This window comes from Stenotrophomonas sp. WED208, from assembly GCF_040984485.1.
GTDB lineage: Bacteria > Pseudomonadota > Gammaproteobacteria > Xanthomonadales > Xanthomonadaceae > Stenotrophomonas > Stenotrophomonas riyadhensis.
In genome coordinates, this window is sequence record NZ_JAZARB010000001.1 from 3,977,075 (window position 1) to 3,989,377 (window position 12,303).

Genomic DNA, 12,303 nt, shown 5'->3' on the forward strand with positions numbered 1-12,303 from the left:
GGAGCTGACCATGGGTGCCATTCCACTACCTCTACCGCTGCCACCGGTGACGATTCCGGGTGGCTGGGACCCTACACAGGATGTTCCCGGGCACGCGCCTGGCGGAATCCCGGGAGACACGGCCGGTGGCCCTACGCTTGGCCAGATCTGGCGCGGCATCAAGGAAGCCGCAGGCGTCGGCGCCGATTCCAAGGTTGAACCGCGCGTGGAAGCCAGCGAAACAGACTGCGCGCAGACCAGTAACCAGAACGACTGCAATGCCTGCAAGCTGGCGCGGGGCTTCCTGGTGCCCGCCAACTACACGATTCCGTTCAAACAGTACCGCAACTTCGACTACCAGCTGCGCATCGCCAATCACCTGGCGGGCCCGGAAGTGTTCGCCTACACCTATGGCGGCACCGGACTGGACCGCGCTCGCCTGAGACTGACGGCCGGCAAGGGCAAAACCGAGATCACCGTTACCGAGTGGAACCACGGCGGCATCCGCTTTGATGGCTTCTGGCGGAGCCGATGCACGGTGGTGGAAGCGAAGGGGCACTACAAGCAGTTTTTCGACGAGGAGGGGGAGCTGAAACTCTGGGCAAACCTGGGCAACAGACCAAACATACTGCAGAGCTGGTTGAGGCAATTCACAACTCAACACGCTCTTGTAGAGCGGCTGGGTCCACCCGCCAAGCTGGAATGGCATTTCCTTGAGCGTGAGTGCTTTGAGGCCGCAGTCCAACTCTTCAGACCCAACGCATCCATTTGCAGGTACTCGCCATGACACGAATGTTCAGAGCCGTAGTAGAGGCCGAGATTCCAACTGAGACACTTGATGCCATGGCCGCCTATCAACGCATCCAACCATTGATTGCACGGCTACAGGAGATTCAGCCGAGACTTCGCGACTGGGTTGAGCACTCCAGAGGTAGCGGCCCGGTTCCTTATGCGGATAAGGAGCGCTTCATTGAGATGCTTGCCTTCAATGCAGAACAGGATCAGCAGGAGTATCCAGGTAGTCCCGCACCCAGCGGAGCGGGCACCAGCCTTACAACCGCACTGACGAACAGGGAATGGAAAACGCCAGGCAGAACGTCGATCGACTACACACCTTGGTGCGGCAAGCTGACCTTGACTGTTCTCAGGCCCGTTGAGGCGTTCGGTTCCGAAGAGGCGGCACCGACCATCTGCAGATGTGTAGCAGCCATCGCGGAAACGATCGATACCACGTTCATGGCCACTGATGTGGTCTGCCCGGCGGCCACCGGCAAGAGATATGAAACCTACTACCTCAACCACAGGCTCTTCCCCCACCGACGCTGGCTGGGCTGGATGGGCTTCGTCCCTGTGCTGGTGCCGCACAGGTTCATTCCGGAGGCGGCCAAGATGGAAGTGGTGAACGGCAGAGGTACGATCATCGTGGCCGTGGACGAACCGTTCGACCTGCACAATCCCGACCACATCAAGCGCGCGCATCAGGTGGAACTGCGCATGGCCAATGCGGGGCTGCTGGATGTCACCGACACGTCGCTGCTTGAGTGAGACGGCGGCAGTAGGGGTGCCTGGCATTTCCGGCGATCCCCCTTAAGAATGAGCGGACTCCATTCGCTTCTGCCAAGCCAGGATGGATGCGTACTGACTGCACGCAAAGTGCGCTAGGCTTGCCCGCCTCTGGACCAGGAACCCACGTCATGAAGACCCCCCTCCGTACCCTTCTGGGCAGTGCCCTGCTGTGCGCACCGCTGTTCACCAGCGCTGCACCAGCCCAACTGACGCCCGAGCAGGCCTTCGATCTGTACGCACGCGTGCTGCTGGAAGACGACGCGGCCGCCACGCGCACGCTCAACGACGCACTGAAGCCGGCATTCGAAGGCCAGGACGCTGTGACCCCGAACCCGGGTGCGCTGGCCAAGGCATTGGCCGAACCCTGGCAGACCGTGCTGGCCAGCACCGGCGCCAAGGTCGACGCTGCGACCACCGAAGCGCTGTATGCCAAGGCGCTGCGTGATTCGAAGTGCCGCGCGACCAAGAGCGTGATCGAAGACAACGAATACGTTGAAGACCAGAAGCTGGCGCGCATCAGCTTCAGCTGCCAGGTGCCCGACCTCGGCAAGGTTCGCCCGCTGTTCGCCGCCAGCCTGGCCGCCGATGCCAGCCCGGCCTCGCGCAAGCAGTTCACCGATGCCTATACCCAGGCACTGCAGAGTGGCGCGCGCGCGCCGGTCAGCGGCACCTTCACCCTGTACCCGGCCAAGGACAACGGCTACTGGTACAGCGGCAACTTCGATGACCTGGTGGGCACCGTGGCCGGCGCGCTGGCACCGTTCGAAGACTGGATGCAGGACGCGCAGGCGGCCAACGCGCCGAAGGTGACCGGCGTACCGGGCTGCGACCTGCTGCTGCAGCAGCATCGCGCCTGCGTGGCGAAGATCGCACCGGACCAGATCAGCGGCGTGGACGCCATGGCCGAGGAACTGAAGGCCAAAGCCCAGGTGCAGTCGGCCGATGAGATGACGCAGGAGTGCAAGGCACTGCGCCCGATCGCGGAGATGATGTGGACCGACGAGTGCGCGTGAGAACGTAGGAACTGAACGCTACGGAATCAGCGATGTCCGGCGGAACCCAGACCGCACGTTCGGACTAGTTGCATGGACAGGCCACGGGGCGGGGAGCATTCTCTCCGCCCCGTCTGGATGGAATCACCATGCACCGTCTTCTTTTCTACCTGCTGGCCTTGGGTATGCACCTGCCTTCGGTAACTGCCCGCGCCAGGACACCGGAAGACGTCGTTTCCCACCATCTTCAGGCAATACAGGAACGCAACGACCTCGCACTGCGGATGCTTGTCCAGCAGCGCATGGCCGGCCAAACGGGTGCAACCGATGTGCCCGTCGATGCTCCGCCAATGGCGGTGTTGCTGGCGACCTGGACGAGAAACATCGAGCGTCATGTCGATCCGATCGATGGCGTGGATTTACCGCATCTTGCCTGGGCGCTGCAGGTTCTGGCCAACACCCGGTGCCAGCCGCACCGAAGCGAGGAATGGTACAGCCTGACCGGAGGCATGCAGGTTGCCGACGTGCACTTTACCTGCCGCGTGGGCGATGTCGAGCGTCTTCGGTATCTGTCCGAGGCCACGGTCTTCGATGGCGGTGAGCAAAGCGAGCGGCGCTTCTGGGGAGCCTACATCGCGACGTTGCGCGACGGCCCCTTCCACGAGATCGGTGGCACCACGCGCGTGGTATCGACCACTCAGGAGCCCGATTGGCACAGCGAAGAATCGAAACATCCGAACGATGATTTCTCACACGCCCGCGTCGAAACTGACGTCTATGAAGCCCTGATCGAAGCGCTCATCGCGCATCCGCGGGGCCTGTATCGCACCGGCACCTATGATGCCCTTGCGCAGATGACCGGCATCATGGAGTGCGACGATCTTGTGCAGCGGCATCGTCGCTGCATGGCGCGCATTGCGCCGCAGGAACTCAAGGGGGTGAGTGAACTGGCCAGTACCCTGAGCAAGCAACGACAGCAGATTCCCGAGGCGGAGCTGCTGCAGCAATGCGTGGCCTTCCGCCCAAGAATGCAGGCACTTTGGACCCCTGAGTGCCGGTAGGCTGCGGCCACCTGCACGCACTTTCAGAACCGTTGCATGGCCCTGTGCGGCCCGCATGGTCAATGCTGTTGCCCTCTTCCATCGGGGCAACCGCATGAAACACCGCACGACGTCGACCACGGTCATGCTGATGGCGCTGCTGGCGCTGACGGCGTGCGGGCAAGCCAAAGTACCCAAGTCCAGGATTACGACCTTCTCGGTCATCCCAGCGGTTGCCTTCGAGTCAACCCTGCTGAGCGACAGGCAGCTGGATGCGTGGATGAGCGAAGACGACGACTGCCACGCGTTCCTGATGTATCACGATCAGTGTGCCGTGTTGGTGTTGCCCCATGAGTACGACGACGGCTTTACCCGTCACCAGCTGCGATTGAAGGCGAAGAAACTGCCGGGCGAGGCACTGGGCGCGTACTGCCGCAACCTGCATGCCCTGTGGAAGCAGCAGTGGAAGGGCCAGTGCCCGGTCGGTGAAGAAGACGACGAAGATGCCTGACGACAAGGGCGTCGCCCCTGCTTCGCGTCATTGCCTCACGGGCGCAGCAGCAGCCTGATGTCCTCACCAACCTGGCGCTGGTCCACCACACGCAGGCGATGCTGCTGGTCCATGGCATCGATGCCGAGGCCGGCCAGCAGCGGGCGGCCGTTGTCGCCCAGCAGCGTGGGCGCCTGATACAGCAGCAGTTCGTCCACCCAGCCGCCGCGCAGCAAGGCACCGGCCAGCGTCGCGCCGGCTTCGGTATGCACTTCGTTGATGCCGCGCTCGGCCAGCAGTGCCAGCACCGCGCCAAGATCGAGACGGCCGTCAACACTGGGCACGCTGGCAAATTCTGCGTCGGCCGCATCCGGTGCACTCACTGCAGCTTCGTGCAGGTACAGCGTCGGTGCCCCACCCTCGCGCACACGGCTGCACTCCAGTGAGCGCAGGCGCGAATCCAGCACTACGCGCAGTGGCGGCATCACCTCGGTATCGGCCAGGCGCACGGTCAGCATCGGGTCGTCGGCCAGCACGGTATCGGCACCGGTCAGGATCGCACCTGCGCACGCGCGCCAGTGCTGCACGTCTTCGCGCGCGGCCGGGCCGGTGATCCACTTGGAGCTACCATCGGCCATCGCGGTGCGACCGTCGAGGCTGGCCGCCAGCTTCACCCGCAGCCACGGCCGGTTGCGCTCCACACGCGACAGGAAGCCCTTGTTGAGCTCACGTGCCTGCGTCGCCATCAGTCCTTCGGCAACCTCGATGCCGGCATTGCGCAGCAGATCGAAGCCACCACCATCGACCTTCGGGAACGGATCGCGCATCGCGGCAACGACGCGCGACACACCCGCTTCGATCAAGGCCAGCGCACACGGCGGTGTGCGCCCGTAGTGCGCACAAGGCTCCAGGGTGACGTAGGCGGTGGCACCGCGCGCCTCGCTTCCGGCCTCGCGCAGCGCGAACACTTCGGCGTGCGGTCCACCGGCACGCTGGTGCCAGCCCTGCCCGACCACGCGTTCGCCGTGGGCGATCACGCAGCCGACCATCGGGTTGGGGCGGGTGGTGTAGGCGGCACGCTCGGCCAGACGCAGTGCGTTGGCCATGTGCAGGTGGTCGAGAACGGAGAACGGGGTGGTCATGCGGCCATGGTAGCGCCGTTGGTGGCGGTGTAGATCCACGCCATGCGTGGATGGGCGCCACTGTGCCAACCAAGGTGGGCACCCACCGGAGCAGATATCTGTGCCAACCAAGATTGGCACCTACCAGAGCTTCAGCCCTTCTTCTTCTTGGTCAGGGCGATCACGTCGCCCAGCAGCTGCAGCTGTTCGGTACTGGACGGCAGATCGCGTTCAAGCTTCTCGATCTCCTCGCGGAAATCGGCCACGTCCTCGAAGCTGCGGTAGACCGACGCGAAGCGCACGTAGCCCACATGGTCGAGCTTGCGCAGTTCGTTCATGACGAACTCGCCGACCTTGATCGAGGGTACTTCGCGCTCACCGCTGATGCGCAGCTGATGGACCACGGCGCGTACCGCCGCTTCGATCTTGTCTTCGGCCACCGCACGCTTCTGCAGCGCGCGGTCGAAGCCAGCGCGGACCTTGCGCTGGTCGAATGCTTCACGTGTGCCATCGCTCTTGACGATGGCGGGCAGTTTCAACTCCACCGTTTCCATGGTGCTGAAGCGCTCGCCACAGGCTTCGCATTCACGCCGACGACGGATCGTCGCGCCGTCTTCGGAGACGCGCGAGTCGATGACCCGGGTATCGGCATGTTGGCAGAAGGGGCAGTGCATGGAACGCCTGGCTCAGGAAAGTACCTATTGCCACGGTCATGGCAGCGTCGCAAAGGTACCTGAGAAAGGGCCCCGCAGCAAATGCTGTCTGCGCGGAAGTGCCTGCATTTCGGCCGAACAGAGCCTCCAGCGCGGTCAGCGCTGCGCGTTCAACCGGGTGCCGGCGGCGCCGAGGCCGCGCGCGCCCAACGCAGCCACGCCAGATGCCCTGCCATCACCAGCAGCGGCGGGCCGAACCCGAGGAAGGCCAGGGTCGAGATCTCCCCGCGCTTGAAGGTGAAGTACAGCGTGGCGGCGACCACGCCCAGCGCGGCCAGGCCTCCCAGCGCCAGGCCTATCCAGGCGACAACCGGCGATTGACGCAGGCCGGTAACACCGCGCCACAGGAACAGGCCGCTCAGCCACAACCACGACAGCAGGCCGATGATCCCGGCCGACGACCACAACAGCAGGATCCTGTGCTCGTCGCCCGTCAGGTACTTGCCATCCCATACGACCATCAGACCCAGCACGGCACCCGTGCCTCCGGCGGCCACCGTGGGCAGGCCCACCAACAGGCCGGCAATGGCCATCCAGCGTTTGTGCAGACGCTCATCCATGCGTTCGGTTTCCTTCCCTGGGCCGCATCATGCGCGGCGTTTGATCCACACCAGCATCGCAGCCGGCACCAGCATCGACGGGCCCAACAGCAACAAGCCGATGCCTTCGCCGTGCACAGCGATGCCCCACCACAGCGCCAGCCCCAGCGGCGGCAAGGCGGCGAGACCGCCCGCCAGCAGCATCCACCACCAGAGGCGGTGCACGTGCAGCCCGGCACGCCCCTGCAGCAGAAAACCCGCGCTGAGCCACAACCAGGCCAGGCAGCCGGCAATGCCGGCCAGGCCCCACAGCGGCATCACCGTCACCGAGGCCAGGGTGCCATGGCCGAACTGGCCCAGCCCCATCAGCAGCAGCATCGTCGCCGCCGCGCCGCCCATCGCCAGGCTGGGCAGGCCGAACAGCACCGCCAGCGCGGTGTACAGGTACTTGAGGTGGCGCTCATCCATGCGCGGTTGCTCCGATACCGGGGTCAGAGCCCTTCCCTGCGGGAAGGGATCCGACCCCTGCTTCGATCCGGGCTTCGGGGTCGGATCCCTATCCGTCAGGAAAGGGCTCTGACCCCTGCTGCGATCAGCCGTAGACCGGGTACTTGCGGCACTGCGCGCTGACGGCATCACGCACGCGGGCGATGACGGCGTCATCGTTCGGTGCGTCGAGCACGTCGGCGATCCAGTTGGCCAGGTCCACGCAATCCTGTTCGACGTAACCGCGGGTGGTCACCGCCGGGGTGCCCAGGCGCAGGCCCGAGGTCACGAACGGCGAACGCGGATCGTTCGGCACCGAGTTCTTGTTGACGGTGATGTGGGCCTTGCCCAGCGCGGCTTCCGCGTCCTTGCCGGACACGTCCTTGCCGATCATGTCGACCAGCATCAGGTGGTTCTGGGTGCCACCGGAGACGATCTTGTAGCCGCGCGCGATCAGCGTGTTGGCCATCGCCTGGGCGTTCTTCACCACCTGCTGCTGGTAGGCCTTGAAGCCCGGTTCCAGCGCTTCCTTGAAGGCCACGGCCTTGCCGGCGATGACGTGCATCAGCGGGCCGCCCTGGATGCCCGGGAACACGATCGACTGCAGCTTCTTGACCAGGTCTTCGTCGGCGCCCTTGGCGACGATGATGCCGCCGCGCGGACCGCGCAGGGTCTTGTGGGTGGTCGAGGTGACCACGTGCGCGTGTTCCAGCGGGCTCGGGTAGACGCCAGCGGCGACCAGGCCGGCGACGTGGGCCATGTCGACGAACAGGTAGGCACCGACCTTGTCGGCGATGGCGCGGAAGCGCGCCCAGTCGATCACCTGCGAGTAGGCCGAGAAGCCGGCCACGACCATCTTCGGCTTGTGCTCCAGGGCCAGGCGCTCGACTTCGTCGTAATCGATCAGGCCCTGGTCGTTCACACCGTACTGCACGGCGTTGAACAGCTTGCCCGAGGCATTGACCTTGGCACCGTGGGTGAGGTGGCCGCCGTGGGCCAGGCTCATGCCGAGGATGGTGTCACCCGGCTGCAGCAGGGCGAAGTACACGGCCTGGTTGGCCTGCGAGCCGCTGTGCGGCTGCACGTTGGCGTAGTCGGCGCCGAACAGCTGCTTGAGGCGGTCGATCGCCAGCTGCTCGGCGATGTCCACGTATTCGCAGCCACCGTAGTAGCGCTTGCCCGGGTAGCCTTCGGCGTACTTGTTGGTCAGCTGGCTGCCCTGGGCTTCCATCACCGCCGGGCTGGTGTAGTTCTCGCTGGCGATCAGCTCGACGTGGTCTTCCTGGCGCTGGGTTTCAGCGGCGATGGCCTTGGCCAGTTCGGGATCGTAGGATTCGATGCGGACGTCACGCGGGAACATCGGGTACTCCAGCAGGCAGGGAAAAGGGGTACGGCTCAGCCCCCGATTGTAGCCCCGCACCGGGCCTGCCGGGGCCGAAACGGACGGGGCCGGCATCCCCGAAGGAATCCGGCCCCGTATGGTTTCGAGTGGCGTTGCGGGGGCAGAGCCCTTTGCGCTGCAAAGGGATCCGACCCCGACTGCGATCCTCAGCGGCTGCTGAGCACGTACTGGGCGATCACACCGGTGGCGATGGCCACCAGCAGCATGTTGCCGCGGTCATCGCGGATCCACTGGTGGCCATAGGGCGGGCGGCGCAGGTGGTAGCGCGGGTAGTCGTTCACCACGTAGACCGGGCCACGGTAGTAGTCGCGGTAGCGATGGCCGACCTTCCAGCCGTAGCCCGGGCCATAGGCCGGGCGGTACACCACACGCGGCGGTGCCGGGCGGTAATAGCGGTCATGGTCGCGGTGCCACTCGCGGCGATCCTGGCGGTAGTCGCGCCGGGCCTCGCGGCGGTCGCGCTCCCAGTCACGGCGATCCTGGCGCCACTCGCGGCGGTCCTCGCGCCACTCGCGGCGGTCATGGTCGCGGCGATGGTCGTTGTCGGCGAAGGCCGGGGCCACGGCGCCGAGCGCCAGCACAGAGGCCACGGCGCCGGCCATTACTCGATTGATGCGCATGTCAGACCTCTGCATGGGTGGGTGGTGAACCCATATTGCGCACCCGATCTGAACCGTTTCCGGCTGGAAACGCTTCCCGCTGCAGGACTGTGACGAGGTATTCAGGCCGCGGCCAGCCCGGCAGCCCCTTCCAGGCGCGGCCCGGAACCGGTTCCGGCTATAATTGGCGGTATTCCATTTCAGTCTGTGCCCGCTGCCGCAACGGGATGTTCCCGTGACGGGTCGGGTGCAGGGCCGCGCCTACGGAGACCGCATGTCCTCGCAATACATCTACACCATGAACCGCGTGTCCAAGGTGGTCCCGCCCAAGCGGCAGATCATCAAGGACATCTCGCTGTCCTTCTTCCCGGGCGCGAAGATCGGCCTGCTGGGCCTGAACGGCGCCGGCAAGTCCACCGTGCTGAAGATCATGGCCGGCGTGGACACCGATTTCGAGGGCGAAGCCCGCCCGCAGCCGGGCATCAAGGTCGGCTACCTGGCGCAGGAACCGGAGCTGGACCCGACCAAGACCGTGCGTGAAGCGGTCGAGGAAGGCGTGGGCGAAGTGCTGCAGGCCCAGGCCGCGCTGGACGCGGTGTACCTGGCCTACGCCGAGGAAGGCGCCGACTTCGATGCGCTGGCCAAGGAGCAGGAACGCCTGGAGGCGATCCTGGCCGCTGGCGACGCGCACACCCTGGAAAACCAGCTGGACGTGGCCGCCGATGCGCTGCGCCTGCCGCCGTGGGATGCCATCGTCGGCAAGCTGTCCGGTGGTGAGAAGCGCCGCGTGGCGCTGTGCCGCCTGCTGCTGCAGAAGCCGGACATGCTGCTGCTCGACGAACCGACCAACCACCTCGACGCCGAGTCGGTGGAATGGCTGGAACAGTTCCTGGCGCGCTACACCGGCACCGTGGTGGCGGTCACCCATGATCGCTACTTCCTGGACAACGCCGCCGAGTGGATCCTGGAACTGGACCGCGGCCGCGGCATTCCGTGGAAGGGCAACTACACCGACTGGCTGACCCAGAAGGATGAGCGCCTGAAGCAGGAAGACAACCAGGAAAAGGCTCGCCAGAAGGCGATCCAGAAGGAACTGGAGTGGTCGCGCCAGAACGCCAAGGGCGGCCGCACCAAGGGCAAGGCCCGTCTGGCCCGCCTGGAAGAGCTGCAGTCGGTCGATTACCAGAAGCGCAACGAGACCAATGAAATCTTCATCCCGCCGGGCGAGCGCCTGGGCAACGCGGTGATGGAGTTCAAGAACGTCTCCAAGAAGTTCGGCGACCGCCTGCTGTTCGACAACCTGAACTTCCTGGTGCCGGCCGGCGCCATCGTCGGCATCATCGGCCCGAACGGTGCCGGTAAGTCGACCCTGTTCAAGATGATCACCGGCCAGGAAAAGCCGGACACCGGCGAGATCGTGGTCGGCCCGACCGTGAAGCTGTCCTACGTGGACCAGAGCCGCGACGCGCTGGAAGGCAACCACAACGTCTTCCAGGAAATCGCTGGCGGCCTGGACATCCTCAACATCAACGGCATCGAGATCCAGTCGCGCGCCTACATCGGCCGCTTCAACTTCAAGGGCCAGGACCAGCAGAAGATGGTCGGTTCGCTGTCCGGTGGTGAGCGTGGCCGCCTGCACATGGCCAAGACCCTGCTGCAGGGTGGCAACGTGCTGCTGCTCGACGAACCGTCCAACGACCTGGACATCGAAACCCTGCGTGCGCTGGAAGATGCGCTGCTGGAGTTCCCGGGCAACACCTTCGTCATTTCGCATGACCGCTGGTTCCTGGATCGCATCGCGACCCACATCCTGGCGTTCGAAGGCGACTCGCACGTGGAGTTCTTCCAGGGCAACTACCGCGAGTACGAAGAAGACAAGCGCCGCCGCATGGGCGATGACGCTGCGCCGAAGCGCCTGCGCTTCAAGGCGCTGAAGTAAGGCAACAGGAAAGGCCGCGCTCGCGCGGCCTTTCTCCTTTTGCAATGTGTACCGACCATGCATGCCGGCCGGCGGCCGGCATCTACCCATGAGCGACCCCATGTCCCTGTTCGAGCGCCTGTTCCAGCTGCAGCAGCACGGCACCACCGTGCGCACCGAGCTGCTGGCCGGTGTCACCACCTTCCTGACGATGTCCTACATCGTCTTCGTCAATCCCGAGATTCTCGGCACCACCGGCATGGATGCGGGCGCGGTGTTCGTGGCCACCTGCCTGGCTGCTGCACTGGGTTCGGCGGTGATGGCGCTGGCCGCCAACTTCCCGGTCGGCATGGCGCCTGGCATGGGCCTGAACGCGTTCTTCGCCTTCACCGTGGTCGGCGCTGCCGGCCTGCCGTGGCAGCAGGCACTGGGCGCGGTGTTCATCTCTGGCCTGGTGTTCCTGGTGCTGTCGCTGACTGGCGTGCGTGCATGGCTGGTGTCGGGCATTCCTTCGTCGCTGCGCTCGGCCATCGTGGCCGGCATCGGCCTGTTCCTGGCGATCATCGCGCTGCAGAAGTCCGGCGTGATCGTCGGCAATGAAGACACGCTGGTGGCGCTGGGCCCGTTGAACACCGCGCCGCCGCTGCTGGCGCTGGCGGGTTTCCTGCTGATCGCGGTGCTGGAAGCGCGCCGCATCCGCGGTGCGATCCTGATCGGCATCCTGGCGGTAACCGGCGCCGGCTGGGCACTGGGCGACGTGCAGTACCAGGGCCTGGTCTCGCTGCCGCCGAGCCTGGCACCGACCTTCCTGCAGCTGGACCTGCCGGGCCTGCTGCACCACGACGGCGGTGCGCCGATCGCGGTGCTGCTGCAGGTGGTGCTGGTGTTCGTGCTGGTGGAAGTGTTCGATGCCACCGGCACCCTGTACGGCGTGGTCGGTCGCGCCGGCCTGCTGAAGCTGCCGGGCGCGCAGAAGCGTTTCGGCCGCGCCCTGCTGGCCGACAGCACCGCCATCGTGGCGGGTTCGATGCTGGGCACCAGCAGCACCACGGCCTTCGCTGAAAGCGCCTCGGGCGTGCAGGTGGGCGGCCGTACCGGCCTGACCGCGCTGGTGGTGTCGGCGCTGTTCCTGGCCGCGCTGCTGTTCTCGCCATTGGCGGCGATGGTGCCCAGCTATGCCACCGCACCCGCCTTGCTGTTCGTGGCTGGCCTGATGCTGCGCGAACTGGTGGAAGTGGACTGGAGCGACCTGACCGAATCGGTGCCGGCGGCACTGTGCGCGCTGGCGATGCCGTTCACCTACTCCATCGCCAATGGCCTGGCGTTTGGCTTCATCGCCTACGCCGCGCTGAAGGCTGGTACCGGCCGCTGGCGCGAAGTGCATCCGGCGGTGTGGCTGGTGGCGGTGCTGTTCACCCTGCGCTACGCGCTGGAATAAGCGGTAGGTGATGCCGGCCA

13 protein-coding genes are annotated in these 12,303 nt (G+C 65.4%); 7 read left to right on the forward strand and 6 right to left on the reverse strand.

The window, feature by feature from the left end; translation table 11 throughout:
- The first annotated feature begins 10 nt into the window (after positions 1–10).
- From VPH47_RS18205 to VPH47_RS18225, 5 genes are all read left to right on the forward strand, one after another.
- Complete coding sequence (locus tag VPH47_RS18205) at positions 11–766, forward strand: Tox-REase-5 domain-containing protein (RefSeq protein ID WP_368851417.1); 756 nt, start codon at positions 11–13, stop codon at positions 764–766.
- Positions 763–1,524, forward strand: a complete 762-nt coding sequence (locus VPH47_RS18210; RefSeq protein ID WP_368851418.1) for an Imm52 family immunity protein — start codon at positions 763–765, stop codon at positions 1,522–1,524. The genes VPH47_RS18205 and VPH47_RS18210 overlap by 4 nt, the downstream gene beginning before the upstream one ends.
- Positions 1,525–1,673: 149 nt before the next feature.
- Positions 1,674–2,558 (forward strand): hypothetical protein, encoded by an 885-nt coding sequence (locus tag VPH47_RS18215; protein WP_110711029.1) that lies wholly within the window; start codon positions 1,674–1,676, stop codon positions 2,556–2,558.
- A gap of 128 nt (positions 2,559–2,686) precedes the next feature.
- Positions 2,687–3,598, forward strand: a complete 912-nt coding sequence (locus tag VPH47_RS18220; RefSeq protein ID WP_368851419.1) for a hypothetical protein — start codon at positions 2,687–2,689, stop codon at positions 3,596–3,598.
- A 55-nt stretch (positions 3,599–3,653) separates the two neighbouring features.
- Positions 3,654–4,088: a hypothetical protein gene (locus tag VPH47_RS18225; RefSeq protein ID WP_248859177.1), complete on the forward strand. Its 435-nt coding sequence runs from the start codon at positions 3,654–3,656 to the stop codon at positions 4,086–4,088.
- A 35-nt stretch (positions 4,089–4,123) separates the two neighbouring features.
- Here the strand turns inward: VPH47_RS18225 and ribD are convergent, their stop codons facing one another.
- The 6 genes from ribD to VPH47_RS18255 all read right to left on the reverse strand — a co-directional run bounded on the left by ribD (position 4,124) and on the right by VPH47_RS18255 (position 8,948).
- Entirely contained in the window at positions 4,124–5,209 is a 1,086-nt protein-coding gene (ribD, locus tag VPH47_RS18230; protein ID WP_368851420.1) for a bifunctional diaminohydroxyphosphoribosylaminopyrimidine deaminase/5-amino-6-(5-phosphoribosylamino)uracil reductase RibD, read from the reverse strand.
- A gap of 131 nt (positions 5,210–5,340) precedes the next feature.
- Positions 5,341–5,862: a transcriptional regulator NrdR gene (nrdR, locus tag VPH47_RS18235; protein ID WP_004143350.1), complete on the reverse strand. Its 522-nt coding sequence runs from the start codon at positions 5,860–5,862 to the stop codon at positions 5,341–5,343.
- A gap of 149 nt (positions 5,863–6,011) precedes the next feature.
- Positions 6,012–6,461, reverse strand: coding sequence for a hypothetical protein (locus VPH47_RS18240; protein ID WP_180855250.1), 450 nt, complete (start codon positions 6,459–6,461; stop codon positions 6,012–6,014).
- Positions 6,462–6,488: 27 nt separating this feature from the next.
- Positions 6,489–6,908: a hypothetical protein gene (locus VPH47_RS18245; RefSeq protein ID WP_153856276.1), complete on the reverse strand. Its 420-nt coding sequence runs from the start codon at positions 6,906–6,908 to the stop codon at positions 6,489–6,491.
- 124 nt (positions 6,909–7,032) lie between these two features.
- Positions 7,033–8,286 carry a serine hydroxymethyltransferase gene (gene glyA / locus VPH47_RS18250; RefSeq protein WP_010481990.1) on the reverse strand — a complete coding sequence of 418 codons (1,254 nt, stop codon included), beginning with the start codon at positions 8,284–8,286 and terminating at the stop codon, positions 7,033–7,035.
- A gap of 188 nt (positions 8,287–8,474) precedes the next feature.
- Complete coding sequence (locus tag VPH47_RS18255) at positions 8,475–8,948, reverse strand: RcnB family protein (protein ID WP_110711025.1); 474 nt, start codon at positions 8,946–8,948, stop codon at positions 8,475–8,477.
- Positions 8,949–9,201: 253 nt separating this feature from the next.
- Between VPH47_RS18255 and ettA the strand changes: the two genes are divergently transcribed.
- Together ettA and VPH47_RS18265 are read left to right on the forward strand one after the other, a co-directional pair.
- A complete protein-coding gene (ettA, locus tag VPH47_RS18260) occupies positions 9,202–10,866 on the forward strand; it encodes an energy-dependent translational throttle protein EttA (RefSeq protein ID WP_014035954.1) in 1,665 nt (554 codons plus the stop codon).
- A gap of 100 nt (positions 10,867–10,966) precedes the next feature.
- A complete protein-coding gene (locus VPH47_RS18265; RefSeq protein ID WP_005408048.1) occupies positions 10,967–12,283 on the forward strand; it encodes an NCS2 family permease in 1,317 nt (438 codons plus the stop codon).
- Positions 12,284–12,303 lie beyond the last annotated feature (20 nt).